At 55.6% G+C, this 15,112-nt stretch carries 16 protein-coding genes; 6 read left to right on the top strand and 10 right to left on the bottom strand.

Features of this window, described 5'->3' with window-relative positions; genetic code table 11:
• Together ACMTNU_RS18420 and metK are read right to left on the bottom strand one after the other, a co-directional pair.
• A partial coding sequence (locus ACMTNU_RS18420; RefSeq protein WP_413936762.1) for an adenosylhomocysteinase occupies nucleotides 1-176 on the bottom strand: 176 nt, incomplete at its 3' end.
• A 120-nt stretch (nucleotides 177-296) separates the two neighbouring features.
• Complete coding sequence (metK, locus tag ACMTNU_RS18415) at nucleotides 297-1,445, bottom strand: methionine adenosyltransferase (protein WP_413936760.1); 1,149 nt, start codon at nucleotides 1,443-1,445, stop codon at nucleotides 297-299.
• Nucleotides 1,446-1,772: 327 nt separating this feature from the next.
• Between metK and ACMTNU_RS18410 the strand changes: the two genes are divergently transcribed.
• Nucleotides 1,773-2,330 carry a peroxiredoxin family protein gene (locus tag ACMTNU_RS18410; RefSeq protein WP_413936759.1) on the top strand — a complete coding sequence of 186 codons (558 nt, stop codon included), beginning with the start codon at nucleotides 1,773-1,775 and terminating at the stop codon, nucleotides 2,328-2,330.
• Nucleotides 2,331-2,435: 105 nt separating this feature from the next.
• A complete protein-coding gene (locus ACMTNU_RS18405) occupies nucleotides 2,436-3,182 on the top strand; it encodes a cytochrome c biogenesis CcdA family protein (protein WP_413936758.1) in 747 nt (248 codons plus the stop codon).
• Between the two features lie 41 nt (nucleotides 3,183-3,223).
• Here the strand turns inward: ACMTNU_RS18405 and ACMTNU_RS18400 are convergent, their stop codons facing one another.
• Nucleotides 3,224-4,204, bottom strand: coding sequence for an outer membrane protein assembly factor BamD (locus ACMTNU_RS18400; RefSeq protein ID WP_413936757.1), 981 nt, complete (start codon nucleotides 4,202-4,204; stop codon nucleotides 3,224-3,226).
• Nucleotides 4,205-4,370: 166 nt separating this feature from the next.
• On the opposite strand from ACMTNU_RS18400, the gene ACMTNU_RS18395 reads away from it, so the two are divergent.
• The 3 genes from ACMTNU_RS18395 (at nucleotide 4,371) to ACMTNU_RS18385 (ending at nucleotide 7,157) form a co-directional block, all read left to right on the top strand.
• Nucleotides 4,371-5,363, top strand: a complete 993-nt coding sequence (locus ACMTNU_RS18395) for a 3-oxoacyl-ACP synthase III family protein (RefSeq protein ID WP_413936756.1) — start codon at nucleotides 4,371-4,373, stop codon at nucleotides 5,361-5,363.
• A 77-nt stretch (nucleotides 5,364-5,440) separates the two neighbouring features.
• Complete coding sequence (locus ACMTNU_RS18390) at nucleotides 5,441-6,061, top strand: DUF47 domain-containing protein (protein ID WP_413936755.1); 621 nt, start codon at nucleotides 5,441-5,443, stop codon at nucleotides 6,059-6,061.
• Nucleotides 6,062-6,164: 103 nt separating this feature from the next.
• A complete protein-coding gene (locus ACMTNU_RS18385; RefSeq protein ID WP_413936754.1) occupies nucleotides 6,165-7,157 on the top strand; it encodes an inorganic phosphate transporter in 993 nt (330 codons plus the stop codon).
• Here ACMTNU_RS18385 and pnpS read toward each other — a convergent pair.
• The 7 genes from pnpS to ACMTNU_RS18350 all read right to left on the bottom strand — a co-directional run bounded on the left by pnpS (nucleotide 7,130) and on the right by ACMTNU_RS18350 (nucleotide 14,781).
• Nucleotides 7,130-8,989 carry a two-component system histidine kinase PnpS gene (pnpS, locus tag ACMTNU_RS18380; RefSeq protein ID WP_413936753.1) on the bottom strand — a complete coding sequence of 620 codons (1,860 nt, stop codon included), beginning with the start codon at nucleotides 8,987-8,989 and terminating at the stop codon, nucleotides 7,130-7,132. The two genes, ACMTNU_RS18385 and pnpS, sit on opposite strands and share 28 nt — an antisense overlap.
• A gap of 5 nt (nucleotides 8,990-8,994) precedes the next feature.
• Nucleotides 8,995-9,735 (bottom strand): response regulator transcription factor, encoded by a 741-nt coding sequence (locus ACMTNU_RS18375; RefSeq protein WP_413936752.1) that lies wholly within the window; start codon nucleotides 9,733-9,735, stop codon nucleotides 8,995-8,997.
• A gap of 236 nt (nucleotides 9,736-9,971) precedes the next feature.
• The gene (locus tag ACMTNU_RS18370; RefSeq protein WP_413936751.1) at nucleotides 9,972-10,436 is read right to left on the bottom strand and encodes a hypothetical protein; all 465 of its coding nucleotides are present in this window, start codon (nucleotides 10,434-10,436) and stop codon (nucleotides 9,972-9,974) included.
• A gap of 200 nt (nucleotides 10,437-10,636) precedes the next feature.
• Nucleotides 10,637-11,131, bottom strand: coding sequence for a hypothetical protein (locus ACMTNU_RS18365; protein ID WP_413936750.1), 495 nt, complete (start codon nucleotides 11,129-11,131; stop codon nucleotides 10,637-10,639).
• A gap of 175 nt (nucleotides 11,132-11,306) precedes the next feature.
• Entirely contained in the window at nucleotides 11,307-12,713 is a 1,407-nt protein-coding gene (locus ACMTNU_RS18360; RefSeq protein ID WP_413936749.1) for a c-type cytochrome, read from the bottom strand.
• A gap of 584 nt (nucleotides 12,714-13,297) precedes the next feature.
• A complete protein-coding gene (locus tag ACMTNU_RS18355) occupies nucleotides 13,298-14,323 on the bottom strand; it encodes a methyltransferase (RefSeq protein ID WP_413936748.1) in 1,026 nt (341 codons plus the stop codon).
• Between the two features lie 74 nt (nucleotides 14,324-14,397).
• The gene (locus tag ACMTNU_RS18350) at nucleotides 14,398-14,781 is read right to left on the bottom strand and encodes a hypothetical protein (protein ID WP_413936747.1); all 384 of its coding nucleotides are present in this window, start codon (nucleotides 14,779-14,781) and stop codon (nucleotides 14,398-14,400) included.
• A gap of 261 nt (nucleotides 14,782-15,042) precedes the next feature.
• Here ACMTNU_RS18350 and ACMTNU_RS18345 point away from each other — a divergent pair.
• Nucleotides 15,043-15,112, top strand: a 70-nt coding sequence (locus ACMTNU_RS18345; RefSeq protein ID WP_413936761.1) for a hypothetical protein, incomplete at its 3' end; no start/stop codon positions are given.

Genomic DNA, 15,112 nt, shown 5'->3' with positions numbered 1-15,112 from the left:
AGGTTCGCCGTTTCCGTGGTGACGTGTAAGCAGGCGGTCACTCGAACACCCTTCAATGGCTGCTGTTTCTTGAACCGCTTACGAATCAGCCGTAAGACGGGCATTGTGGCTTCGGCCCATTCGATCTTCAGTTTGCCTTGGTCTGCCAGCTTGATATCTTTCACATCGTAATCCACGGAGATCCTCCTTCTGAAAGTTGTCGGTCGTGATTTGGCGGGGCGTCAATTGCTGTCATGAGAAGGGGGACGGGCAACCTACCCGTCCCCCTTGCGCTGCTGTGGTAAGGCTCACGAAGCTTATAGTCCAGCGTCCTTGTGTAGGGCTTTGGCCTTGTCGGTTTTCTCCCAAGTAAACTCGGGCTCGTTGCGGCCAAAGTGTCCATAGGCCGCCGTCTTTTTGAAAATGGGTCGTCGAAGCTTGAGATGATCAATGATGCCACGTGGTGTCATGGGGAAGTGCTTGCGCACGAGTTTGTCGAGCTTATCAACCGACACCTTTTCCGTGCCCTTGGTATCGACCAGCACAGAGACAGGATCGGCAACGCCGATGGCATAGGCCAGTTGCACTTCGCACTTGTCGGCCAATCCGGCGGCGACAAGGTTCTTCGCGATGTAGCGTGCCATGTAGGAGGCAGACCGGTCGACTTTTGTTGGATCCTTCCCAGAGAACGCTCCACCGCCATGGCTGCCATGACCGCCGTATGTGTCGACGATGATCTTTCGCCCGGTGAGACCGGTGTCGCCCATGGGACCGCCGACTACGAATCGGCCAGTTGGGTTGATGTGATGCTTTACACTGGTCGGGTCATACAGGCCCTTCGGCATCACCGGCTTGATGACCTTTTCCATGATATCGCGTTCAATTTGCTTGCTGGTCACATCAGGGCTGTGTTGCGTGGAGACGACGATCGTATCGATCCGTACGGGCCTCCCGTTTTTGTACTCGACCGTGACTTGAGATTTCCCATCCGGCCGCACCCATTTGAGAATGTTTTTCTTGCGTACTTCAGCGAGCCGCTTGGTCAAACGATGAGCCAAGACGATCGGCATCGGCATGAGTTCAGAGGTTTCGTTGGTGGCATATCCGAACATCAATCCTTGATCACCGGCTCCGCCGGAGTCCACGCCCATCGCGATGTCACCAGATTGTTGGTGAATTGCGGTGAGAACGGAACAGGTGTGGTAGTCGAATCCCCAGGAGGCATCGCAGTAGCCGACCTCTTTAATGACTTCGCGGATAATGTCCGGGATTTCAACGTAGGCCTTCGTCGAGATTTCCCCGGCCACCAGTGCGATGCCTGTCGTGAGAATCGTCTCGCAGGCGACACGAGAATATTTATCCTGGGCAATGATGGCATCCAGGATGCCGTCTGAGATTTGGTCGGCGATTTTATCCGGATGTCCTTCTGTCACTGATTCGGAGGTAAAAAGGAAATTGTCTCGCATAGGCCCCTCGTGGGTTGAGGTTATAGAAATCCAGCGTTGGTCTGTCTAAGGAATCTGGAATGTGAGAAAAAAATAGTGGCGAGTGACAAGCCACGAATAAGCGAAACCGATTCTAAAGGAGATGGGTGGGCTTTGTCCATCATTTCATGTGGTTGGTCGGGGGATAAAGTCAGGCCTCGTTTACTTGACTCAGGATTTTGGGGACTTGTAACATGATCTAAGGATTGAGGGGACAGCATGTTCGCGGATGCAGGTGTAGTTGTGAGGAGGGCATTGCTCCAGCTCTTCCAAGGGGAGCCTCTCAGAATTGCGTTCTGATTTTTGAAAATGCAGTATATCCGAAAGATCTCGATTCTCCCCGTGCTGCTCGCTGTCGGCGGGCTGGTCGCGTCATCAGTGGTTGATGCCCAACCTCCGCAGTCAGTCAAACAGTCGGTTGTCGGACGAGGAGTCGTCCAAGTCGGTGATGAGGCGCCGAATTTCATATTGCGAGACCTTGCCGGGAATGCCGTGAGTCTTTCGCAGCTCAGAGGGAAGGTTGTGTTGCTGAATTTTTGGGCGACGTGGTGCGGACCTTGCCGGGTCGAGATGCCGGCAATGGAGCAACTCTATCGTACGTTACCGAGAAGAGAGTTCGAGATTTTGGCCGTGTCGACGGATTCCCAGGGTGCAATGGTGACGCGCCCGTTCCAGAAACAGATGGGCTTTACGTTCCCGATTCTCCATGACTCGGAGTATCGGGTTGGTCTGGCCTATGGCGCTCGAACGATCCCGGTCACCTTCATGGTCGATCGGCAGGGCGTCGTGCGACAAAAAATATTTGGTGCTCGCGATTGGGACTCACCGGAGGCCCGTGACTTGATTCATGCGCTGCTGAAGTCCTAGCCTACAGTCTTGATGAACACGTCTACTGCAACCACCGACAGGCCGCTGCGACGGGCCTAGCCGAGCCGAAGGGGCACAAACCGTTATGAATAAAGTAGGCATGCGATGACGCAATCCATTCCACAGATTTCGCTGATTGCGGCCTTTTCTGCGGGGCTTCTTTCGTTTGTATCCCCGTGTGTCCTGCCGCTGGTGCCGAGCTATATTTCCTATATCACCGGACTCTCGGTTGAACAACTTACCGATGCCGCTGAACGTGAAAAGTTCAAGAAGGCGATCATCGTCAACTCCCTGCTCTTCATCGGCGGGTTTTCATCGGTATTCATCGCGTTCGGTGCCTCCGCGAGTTTTCTCGGACAGATTCTGATTAGCCATCAAGATCTTATTCGGCGTATCGGCGGTGTGGTGATCATTCTGTTCGGGCTGTATCTGCTTGGGATCCTCAATCTCACATTCCTCAAGATGGAGCATCGGTACCAGTTTCGCAATCGACCGGCTGGGTATTTGGGATCATTCTTGATCGGTGTGGCATTCGCGGCCGGATGGACTCCCTGCGTTGGGCCGGTCCTGGGATCGATTTTGCTCTATGCGAGTACGACCGACTCCCTGTTCAGTGGGGTTGTCTTATTGACTTTCTACTCATTGGGCTTGGGGCTGCCGTTGTTTCTGACGGCATTGGGCGTCGATCGATTCTTGGCCTATTTCAAAGAAGTACGGGCCTATTTGTGGGGTGTGTCGACCGTGAGCGGAGTGATGTTGATCGTCGTCGGTGTGATGATCTATGCCAACTCGTTGACGATGATCACCAGTTTGTTGGAGCGATACGGGATCGGCTGGTATCTGGGTCAGTAGGTAGCTCGCCTTCGGCAATCAGCTTTCAGCTGGCGGCTATCTCAGCACCAGGCGCCAAGGCGGCAGGCAGTGAATCCTGATTTCAGTGAATGGGGTGCCGCGGCACCAACCGCATCTAACGACGGCGCGACGCCAGGTGCTCCCATTGTAGGTAGTGAGGATGAGCCGGCAGGAGGGGACTGAGGTGAGAAACTGGATCGACCGTTTCGTACGAGGCCTGGTCCGGCATCCGAGAGCGATGTTGATTCCGACTGCTGTGCCAGCAACGTTTTGGGCTGAGTCTCGTTGATTTTTGCGAGCAGATGTTTCCCGTCACCGGCGAACTTGCTGTCTGGGTGCTTCTCCGCCAGCACAATGAGGTGGTCTCTTGCCCAATCATCGGCACCCATCTCGTGGTACGACTTGGCGAGGAAGTACATCGCGTCCGGGGCAACAGGCTTGTCCGGATAGGTCTTGAGCACTTGCTCGAATCGGTGGGCCGCCGCCAAGTACGAGCCTCTTCGATAGTAGAATTGTCCGACGAACAGATGCATCTGTGCCAGCCAGTCGTGGCACTCTTCGAGTTTTTGCTGCGCCTGTGTGTCATAGCGGCTGCCGGGAAAATCTTTCCGCATCTGGTCGAATGCGGCGATGGCCTTTTGCATCGGTTCAGGGTCGCGATCGATCGTTTTTGCCATCTTAATATGAATCTCCCCAATCCTGAAGGCGGCATAGGGAGCGAGCACGTGATTCCGATGCAGTTCTAGAAAGTGTTTATATTCGACGAGCGCTTCCGAGTACTCTTCCTTCTCAAAGTAGGCCTCGCCACGTTTCATGATCACATTGGGGTGGTAATGGTTATCGATCGTGTCCCCGAGAAAGATTTGTTCGTCCGTACTACTGAGGGCTTTTTTGAGCCCACTTCGGACGTCGCTGGCGGAAAAATCGCCAGCGCAGGAGGAGAACACAAGGCAGTAGAGGCCCAGCCACGTCGCCAGGCACGAACCGGACGGTCTGAATCGAGCGGAAGCACTTGCTTGCATGAGACGCATCTGCATAACCAATAAAAGTAGCAAGGATATAGATAAAAAGCAATTGGGTGCCTGGTTTTGTTGACCTGTCTCTTTGCCGCCCCTATAATCCCGCTCCACATTGGGCGTATCACCCGAGTTTGTCCGACTGATTGCAGGAGTTGATCCGAGCAGGGCCATGATTCGAACACGAGTGATTGGAACGGGCAGTTACCTCCCAGCTCGGGTCGTGCCGAACGAGGAGATCGCCCAGGTCGTGGGGGTATCCCCGGCCAATATTCAACGGTTGACGGGCATTCAATCACGCCACTGGGCGGGGGCGCACGAAGCTGCGTCAGACCTCGCGATCGCTGCAGGGCGTCGAGCGCTGGAGGCTGCTGGTTGTGAGGCCTCGGCTATTGACGCGATTGTACTTTCTACCACGTCCCCGGACATGGTGTTCCCCTCGACGGCCTGCTTGGTGCAACGGGGGTTGGGCTGCAGGCCGGTGGGGGCTTTTGATGTCTCTGCCTCCTGTTCGGGGTTTTTGTATGGACTCTCGATGGCACAGGCCATGATTCAAAGCGGGCAGGTGAAGACCTGTCTGGTTGTCGCGGCTGAGGTGAAGTCTCGCACGCTTGACTTTCAAGATCCTGCGACCGCGTTGTTGTTCGGGGATGGAGCCGGGGCCGTCATCCTTCGAGGAGAGCCCGATCCCAATCCGGAGTGGCGAGGAATCCTCGGAATCAGGCTGTACGCGGACGGGGCGTCGCACGGGCTCATTGGAATTCCCAGTGGGGGGTCACGGAGTCCTGCATCAGTCGATGGTGTGAAAAAGCGGGACCATATGCTGCGCATGCGCGGGGCGTCGCTTTTTAGGGTTGCGATTCGACGTGTTGAGCAGGCCGTACACGACATCTTGAAGGAGTTCGGCATGCGTTCGGATGATCTGAAACAGGTCGTGCTGCATCAGGCGAATGGACGGATACTGGATCAGATCGCCCATCGGTTAGGGATCGAGCGGTCGAGAATCGCATCGGTCATTGAACGGTATGGCAATACCTCCTCGGCCTCGCTCCCCATTGCGCTGGATGATGCAGTCCGTCGCGGACATATTTCCCCGGGAGATGTGGTACTCCTTGGAAGCTTTGGAGGGGGACTGACCTGGGCAACGAGCCTTGTCCGGTGGTAACGACGATGCTCGACGGAGACAAGCTTGTCGCTGCTTCCCCTTTCGGGTAAGTACCTGATTCAGGAGTACAAAGGATCATGATGTTTAGCATACTTCCCAAAGAGGAAGCCTTTTTTGAACTCTTTAAGAAGGCGGCCCACAATGTGATCGAAGGCAGTCGGTTGCTCAAGGGCCTGATGGAAGACTATACGAACATTCAGGAAAAGATTGCGCGTATCAAAGAGGTGGAGCACATCGGCGATGGCATTACGCATGACATTGCCATGCGCCTCAATCAAACGTTCATTACGCCGATTGATCGGGAGGATATTCACGATCTTGCCAGCGCGTTGGACGACATTCTTGATGCGATCGAAGCGGTGGCGGATCGGTTTGCCATCTATAAGATCGAGCAGCCCACTCCCTGCGCAATTCGGCTGGCGGATATCCTCTACCAGGCCTCCGTGGCGGTGGGGCGAGGCGTGGATCGGATCAGTATGTCGCATGAAGAAGTAAAAGAATATAGCGTGGCGGTGAACAGTTTGGAGAATGAAGCCGATCGGGTGTCACGCGATGCGATTTCCACACTCTTTGAGAAAGAAACGAATCCGATTACGGTGATCAAGTGGAAAGAGATCTACGAGACCTTTGAAGAGGGGACCGATCGCTGTGAAGATGTTGCCAATGTCATCGAATGTATTGTCCTGAAGCAAGCGTAGTTGGTTCTATCCGGACCTGACCTTCGAGAGTGCACGGGTAGGAGAACCTCCCTCGCAGATCAGTGACCCCACACCGTCTTCCTGAACAAAAACGAGAGTGCCCATGCCTGAATTGAGCGGATTATTGTTGGTGACCGTGGTGTTGGCCCTGCTGTTCGATTTCTCGAACGGATGGCACGATTGTGCCAACGCCGTGGCAACGGTCGTCTCCACACGCGTCTTGAGGCCGCTGACGGCGGTCTTGCTGGCCGGAGCACTGAACGTGGCCGGCGCCTTCTTCTCGACCGCTGTTGCGAAAATGATCGGCGGTGGGATTGTGTTTCCTGATGCGATTACAAACGTCGTCGTGGCCGGCGCGATGGCGGGAGCCATCTGCTGGAATTTATTCACGCTGATCCTGGGTCTTCCGACCAGCTCCTCGCACGCATTGATCGGTGGTCTTGTGGGTGCCGCGGTCGCTCATGGAGGCTGGGCGGTCGTGCAATTCAAGGGATTGCAGAAGATCCTCGAAGCCATGATTCTTTCTCCTCTGTTGGGATTTGGAATGGGGTTTCTCATCATGGTGCTCGTAAGCTGGTCGTTTTTCCGGGTTCATCGTGGCCTGGCGACCAAACTGTTCAGCCGACTTCAGCTTCTCTCGGCGAGCTTCATGGCGTTCAGTCACGGGGCGAATGACGCTCAAAAGGTGATGGGCGTGATCACGCTGGCGTTAGTCGCTTCGGGTCAGCTGACATCGGCAGAAGTGCCGACCTGGGTGATTGTGGCCTGTGCCTTGGCCATGGGGCTGGGCACGACCGTCGGTGGGTGGCGCATTATCCATACGCTGGGAATGAAAATGGTCAAACTCGAACCAGTCCACGGATTCGCCGCTGAGACGGGGGCGGCGACCGTCTTGTTGTTTACGGCTCAGTTCGGTCTTCCGGTGAGTACGACCCATACGATTACCTCGTCGATCTTAGGGGTCGGTTCGACCAAACGTCTCTCTGCGGTTCGGTGGGGAGTCACGAGCAAGATCCTCTCAGCCTGGATCTTCACCCTGCCAGGTTCTGCCTTGTTGGGAGCTGGCGCTTATACGATATTGTCCTGGTTCCACTGAGCGAGGGATCTCTTCCCGCCCTTGATCGGGAGTCGAACGACGAAACGACTGCCTTGAGGGTGATTGGCTTCGACCCACACCTGGCCCCCGTGTCCCTCAACGAGATGCTTCACGATGGCGAGTCCCAACCCTGTCCCACCCAGGTCTCGGGAGCGGGCTTTGTCCACACGGTAGAACCGTTCAAAGATACGAGGGCGATCCTTTTCGGGGATACCGATTCCTGTGTCGGCAACGAACAGATCGATTGCGTTGGGTGTCGGATCGGACGTGTAGGGCGAAGGGGCTGACGCAGCACCGAGCGTGATGGTCCCGCCTTCCGGAGTATATTTGATGGCATTATCGAGCAGATTCGTGAGGACTTGCACGAGCCGATCGTCATCACCTGCAATCAGAGGCAGCGAAGGGTCGAGTGCGGTCACGAGCCGGTGGATTTTTCGATCGGCGATCGGTTTGATGGTGGACAAGGTTCGGTCGACCAGGGCTCGCACATCGATCGGTTCTTCTTTGAGCGAGATCTGACCGGACTCAATCTTGGAGAGCTCAAGGAGGTCCTCAATGATCAGATTCAGCCGGTCGCTCTGTTTCAAAATGATGTTCAAGAACCGACCGGCCACCGAGGGATCGTCCTTACCGCCGTCGAGAAGCGCCTCCACATATCCCTTGATCGAGGTCAACGGCGTTCGCAGCTCATGAGAGACATTCGCCACAAAGTCTTTCCGAATCTTTTCCAGCCTGCGTACGTCAGTGACATCGTGGAAGACCAGGACGATACAGGCTTCGTTGTCTCGCTCGCCTCCTGCGGGGGAGGCTTCAATATGGAGATGCCGTCCGCTGAGCGGGAGCACGATCTCATCCTCATGAGGGGTACGAGCCTGAAGGATCGTCGTCACCAGGTTGTTCAGCCGTTGATGCCGAAACAGTTCGGCGCAGGGGCGTCCGCGTGCGTCCACCCGTGAAATGCCGAACATCCGCTCGAGCGCGGGATTGATCTGTAGCACGTGGCCGCGAGCGTCCAGTACCATGACCCCTTCGACCATTGAGGTCAGCACGGCCAGCAGCTGCGCGCGGTCTTCAGAGAGTTCTTCAATTTTTGTATGGAGCTGGTCTGCCATCTGATTCAAGGTCGATGCGAGTAATCCCACCTCATCCTGTGCAGTCGTCCTGATGCGCATCGTCGAGTTTCCCGTACTCAAGGCCTGAGCCGCAGACGCGATCTCGGAAAGGGGCTTCGTAATGCTGTGAGCCAGCCAGATGCTCAGCGTGACGGTAAGCAGAAAGGCCACGCCGATCGCAAGAAGGAGCTGGCGCTTGAGTTCGTCGCTGAGTCGGTCCACCTGGGCGAGCGGAAGCGCCACGCGGACCACCCAGGGGGCTCTGTCGTGCGGGACCCGCAGAAGTCTTGCGTGATACATCGTTCGTTCGCCGGTCGTGTGGCTGGGGCGCACGTCTTGTCCTTGGCCGGTGGCCAACGCCTGCGACACTTCGGGACGGGATGCATGATTCTCCAGAGTCGGGATATCGACATCGCGGACGGCATTGTCGGCAAGGACGGTGCCGTCCGACGCGATCAATGTGATGCGCGCGGAGGATCGGATGCCGAGATCACGCGCAATATCTTGTAGACGAGAAAGAGTGACTGCGGGAGTGGAGGAGTGAAACAACGCCAGAAACCCGTATTCGACGAGTTTCGCCTTCGCCTCCAAGGTCTCGCCGAATTGCGTGAGGTAGCGCTGTTCAAGCGCTTGGACCGTCATCCATCCGGCGATCAGCAGACCACAGGCTACCGCTACCAGTGTGCCTATCGCGACTTTCCATCGAATCGACCACGACATGCGGATCAGTCGGTATCCTTTAATTTATACCCAAGTGATTTCACGGACAGGATGGCGTCCTCAAGGAGCGGCAGCTTTTGTTTTAATCGCCGGATGTGCACGTCCACGGTTCTGGTCGTACCATAGTAGTCATACCCCCAGACGGCGTTGAGCAATACCTCTCTGGTCAAAACACGACCGCGATGGCGTAGGAGATGCTCGAGTAGGCCGAATTCTTTTGCCGTCAAGGGGATCTCCTGCCCATTGAGACTGACCTCATGTCGAGTCGGATCCAGCGTCAGCGCCCCGCATCGATAGTGGGCCGGGCCGGTGGATGCGGTACGGTCGATCCGACGCAGTAGGGCTTTCACCCGTGCAACCAGCGCTTTGGGGCTGAAGGGTTTGGTGACATAGTCGTCGGCACCCAATTCCAAGCCGACAATCGTGTCGGACTCCTCAGCTTTGGCCGTCAGCATAATGATGGGAATCATCGCGGTATCCGGAGCGGAACGCACGCGCTTGCAGACGTCGAGCCCATCCATTTCGGGCAACATCAGATCGAGGACGATCAGGTCAGGCTTCTCTTCCTTGACCTTCTTTAAGGCCTCGACTCCGCTCATGGCAGTGACGGAACGAAAGCCTTCCTTCTGGAGATAGTGTTGGACGAGTTGCGCAATATCCTGTTCGTCTTCAACGACCAGGATTTTCTTGCCGGCGGTGGCTTCCATGATGGTGTTCAGCGTACGGGGGAGGGGAGAGTGTGTCAAGTGAAGCGGCTCCATCATGGAAGCAGGGATGGATTTATGAAAAGAAGAGATCGTCACGCAAGTCCTGTCACATGAGCAGTGAGGAGATCAATTATTTTGAAGAGATCGGAGGCTGGCGATGAGGGAGAAATAGACTTGTGAGTCAATCCGTTCTCAATTGCGGCAGGCCAGGGTGCCGCATGTTCTGATACTCGGTATCAGAACAGTGAGTATGTCATACTTCTGTACCAGACTGGTTACGGCCCAATGATAATGGTCCCTCCCGTGTCGTCATCGGCCCGATGAAGGGGACAGTAGAATCGATAGGTGACGGTCTCTCCTTCGCCGGTGCGTGCATCATTCGTGATTCGACTCCTGTCCAGGACGATCTGTTCGTTCTCTTCAGGCGCAATGGTTACTCGAACCGGCCTGGTGATCTGAATACCATTTTCCTCAGCGGACTCCAACAATCCCGGCGCTTCGAATACATGGGTCCGTGCCGTCGGGTTGTCAAATCGAAAGATCAATGGCTCCGTGAAATCCGTACTTCGTTGAAGGACAATTTCTCTCGGAAGCCACACCGCCTGCTGATCTTCAAGATCACGAGCCACAAACAGAATCTCTTTCGTCCATCCGGTAGAAGCCATGGCAAGCACTCCACCGCCGATCACAGAACCAAGCCATATGCCCACGGCCAGAGTGGAGCGTCGTGCAAATTTCATCTTCTCATTACCTGCGACACGATCGGATAGCCGATCAGTTTCACATGGTCTCACTCATCAAAGGGACGGGACCGCCAGTCCCAGCTGCGCTTCAGTGGTGAGCTGATGCTGGCCGGGACCGGAGACCTCTTGTTGCGCCCCCGGGAAGGATTTCATCCCACAGATGAGGCGCACGTTCCAGACTACTTCCAGGCCGTTGCTCAGCCGCCGCCGATGTCGCCACGGGTTTCAATGACAAAGAGCTCGCCTTTCACCTCCGGATGGATATCGCACCATAGGGCGTGGCGGATACTTTCGGCTCCACCGGTTTGTGGGTCAAAACTTGAAGGAGCTGTGGCGAAGCGGAGCGTCATGGTCTTTCCTGCGTCGATATGAAACGATTTGAATTGTTTCCCTCGTACCTCTGTCCCTCCTTCCGCCTTCACCGCCACATTTTTGAACAACGTAGATGCCAAGCCGTGGGTCACGGAATCCTGGTTTCGGACGACGATAATCGTATCCTGGGAGGGCATCGTGAACCCGGCAGTCTCATAGCCGTGCTGTCGGTCCTTGATGGTAATCTCCAGCTTTGAGGGTGGTGCCTCCATCCCCTTAGTCTGCGCCTGTGCGATATCGGGCCCGGCACTCCAGGCCACGACCGTCGCCACGGCGAACGGAATGCTGAACAAGGTTGTTCCAAGTCGTCGAACACTCATTCTTGCCTCCTTTTTTGAAACGGTATCAGGTACGTTTTTCACCTACTCAACCAACATGCCTACTTGCAGCCTGTCACATCTGTTCTGGCCTGCCACCTCCTTCCATGCATTTCCCCTCCTCAGTCGGCGAAGCGCTATGGTTGCGCCTCTTTTCCAGCGGACAGCCAGGTATGTCCTACTTCGCCAACGATCGAATGTAATGGATCAGTTGCCAGACTTGTTCATCCAGCATTCCGCCAAAGGCCGTCATGCCAGTCCCTGGAGAGCCGTTCTTGATGATCCAGAATAACTGGCCATCCGGAATCTTACTCATCATCGCGCCACAGGTGAAGTTTCGGGGCGGCGGCACGAGCGCTCCACCCATCAATCCCTTGCCATCTCCTTGCTCCCCATGACACATCACGCAGGCGATGGGCTGTGCCGTTCTCAGAAACAATTCCTTGCCCGCTTGAACTGCGCCTGCAGAAGAGGGGATTGGATTGGTTTTGGTCAGATAGTCGTTCGGAGCCGTAGCCGTCTTACGCGGCTGGACACAGGCTCCACTCGGTCCACTTCCCGCCGAAGCCGCGACCTCTGGGATTTCCTTAAATGTCACTTTCAAATAAGCGATGACGTCCGCCACACCCTGCTGGCCGATCGTGAGCCCCCAGTAGGGCATGTTGGGTGATTTGCCGACGGCCACTCCTCCATGGTTGATCACGTTATAGAGGTATTCCATTGGAAGTTTGTCGAACGGCATGTTGGCATGGATCGCCGGTTTCGGTTCGAGTCCCGATGCGGCAGGACCATCGCCCTTGCCGGTGAAGCCGTGGCATTGCGCACAGTATTCTTTGTACAACGTCTTCCCACGATCCACGCTGGCGTTTGCAAACTCTTGACTGGTCCAAGGTTCGTAGTAGGTGAAGTCGTTGACCCCTTGTACGGCAAGAAATCCGATCACGGCCCGCAATTGTGGGTCGGTCGCGTCGGCCAGAAATTCACCGGTATGGATGATGAAGTCCTGGGGGTTTTGGCCGAAGCGATACAGCCAGTCCATGTTGTACCGTTGCCCCGCATTCTGCAGAGCTGCACTCTGCGGCCCTCCGATCAAGTTCCCATTCTCTTCGATCGTATGGCAGCCCAGGCAGGCATGGGATTTATAGGCCGCCGCCCCGAACTTCACATCGAACTTCGTGACCTTTGACAGGTCAAATGCCCCAACCGTGACGCGTGGATCTCTATTGTGTTCGGCGAAGTAATCGGCAAGGGCGTTCGCCTCGGCCTCCGTTACGATCGGGTGCTTAGTCGGAACGTTCGTCAGGTCCCACAGATATCCCTTGGCGTAGAGCGGAGCCTCCTTGCCTGTCAGCCAACGAATGAGCCAGGAGCGCTGGTATTTACTACCAGCCCAAATCAAATCGGGGGCGTGAAGTTTGAACCGCGATTCCGCCGCACCCTCGAATCGGTGGCAGTGCACACAGGTCTGCTGGATGAGCTCCTTTGCGCGAGATTGATCGCTCGCAAAGAGAGGAGGTGGTGGGGCCATCACCCCAATTAACGCGAAGACCATGGCGCCGACGACTACTTCCCTCCAGCGTTTCATAATCGCGTCCTTTCTCGGTGACGAACCGATCCTGCTTGTTGCTACGTCCTGACGGTTCAATAGACGGTCCCAAGCAAGCCTCGGTCCAGTTTCGTGGAGTCTCCACCCATTCGGTACTCCTATGAGACCGCGCAACAAAAAAGGATTCGTGATTTCGCCAGGCTGGGGTCAGTTCCTCCCCTTGCCTCCTTTTGCTACACCTGGCGGTCAAACGCTGTAGCATTGTTCCCCAATTCCACTAACCTTCCCTTCCTGTCCCGTCGCTCACCTTCGGAGATTTCGCGGGAGCATTGGGAGTGAGGGAAGGGATGAGTTCTGGCGTTGGTCTTGCTGAATACGTGGGTAGGTGAGCGGTCGGGTCATGCCGAGCAGAAAGTGAGGAGCCTCACTTGCGCGAACGCGCCGGATGCGTGAAGGTGGGTTGCTAGCCAGATCATTGCGACCAGTGCGGAATCGCCCCAGTGCGTGGAAGATGCCACGCTGTAGGGGATTGCTGGGCATCAAAGACGATCCATGGCCACACGTCTGCCGGGTTGTCGGAGGACAAGTAGGAGCAGAGGCGGGTGGGCTGATCGGTGAAGAGGTTACTTGTAGGCAATGGCCGCACTGGACGGTCCGGCCAGATGTATGACCTCGAACCGCGTAAAGCCGACCTCACGACACCATTGGCGGAAGTCCGCGCCAGAATAGTCGAATGCATCGCCGAATTCGATGAGCATATTGAGCGACATCAGGAGCCCCTGCACGTTTTCGCGGCGGGCATCGTCGATCAACGCCTCAATGGCGACTAGTGCTCCACCGGGCGGCAAGGCTTGGTAGGCTGAACGGATCAGCTGCATCTTTCTCTCCAGATTCCAGTCGTGCAGAATCATGCCCATTGTGATGAGGTCGGCCTTCGGCAGCAGATCCTTGAAGAAGTCGCCGGATGCCGTGGTTACGCGATGTGCTACCCCTGCCGCGGCAATGTGTTTCTTCGCGATCGGTTCGACCACCGGCAAATCAAAGCTGGTGCATTGAAGATGAGGGTGTCGCTTAGCCACTTCAATGCTGAGTATGCCGGTCGCGCCACCAACGTCGCAAAGAGTTCTGAATTTCGAGAAGTCAAACTTCTCGGCGAACGCCTCGAAGTTGATGCGGGAAATCCCGGTCATCGCACCCAGGAATTGTTCCAGCCTGGCTGGTTCTGAATAGAGCTCTTCGAACATTCCTTTCTGTCCGTGTTTGATCTCGTTTTGGGGCTGGCCTGTTCGTAATGCCTCAGGGAGATCGTTCCAGAATTTAAATAGTCGCGAGTTGAGCATGACAAGAAGCCCACCGATATAGCGGGGGCTCGATTCATCGAGGAAGATCGTGCCTTCCGGCGTGTTGGAGTACGTAGCGTGTGGGCCGTCACCATGGCGGTCAAGAAACTTCATGGCGACGAGCGCGTCAAAGAAGTCTGGATTGGCACGTGGATGAAATTGCAATATCTGGCATAACTCCGTCCCGGTCAGGCAACGGTCACCCAGCTTCGTGAATAGACGAACCTCCACGGCTGTGAGGAGAACCTTGGAATTCCAGAAGCCGAAGGCGGTCTGCAAAATAGACGAGGGGCTAGGAGAATGACTCATGCGAGCGAGCTCTCTTTGTTGCCGTGAGAGGCGTGATTGAAAATTTTGTTCGGCGATGCGCTGAGGCTTCCGTCTTAAACATCAATGAGCATGCCACAGAGATTAATGAATACCCGTACGCTTCCAGTGGTATTCTTGCGTGCAACCGTAAAGATCACGTCGGATTTTGGCTCCGCGTAGAGCATGGCTTCCTGGCTCCCAAAATATCTTGCTGGAAATTCCGGCTCGGCTATTTCGGCAACGCCAGTGACGGCAATCGGGTAGATGCCGAGGACTGATTTCGTCGTCACATGCACAGCGTGAAAGAGGGGCTGGTTCGGATGTCCAAAGCCATTGATACCAAGAAATTTGATCTCGAATCGTTTTTTGGTAGGAACGGCACACACAACAACATCCTTGACGCTTTCCCCCGCGTCCAGATTGACGACTGCGCCGGTTTGAAAGGGTCTTTGAGCCATGTGGGGTGCCTCCTTACTTATAGAAAAACCGAAGAAAGAAGAATCTCAGAGCGTACCTATGGAAAGAAATCTCACTCAGCAGTGAGCCTACGGAGGAGGAGGGCGGGAGTCAAGCAGGTGAGTGATGGAGTGGCAGATAGCACATCGTGCTGTCCGGTAATCCTGTTGACGGACCCCATGGATCTGACGTATCGTGAGCGATCCGTACTGTCAGAGTAAAAGGCTGTCTTGTAGAGCCTCAACCAAGGAGCTACGACGACCATGAAGATATATCTTGCCAATCCCCGTGGGTTTTGCGCCGGTGTCGATCGGGCGATCGATATCGTGGATC

It is taken from the genome of Nitrospira sp. BLG_1 (assembly GCF_047338595.1).
In the GTDB taxonomy this organism is placed as follows: domain Bacteria; phylum Nitrospirota; class Nitrospiria; order Nitrospirales; family Nitrospiraceae; genus Nitrospira_D.
This window is presented reverse-complemented; position numbering and strand designations above follow the sequence as displayed.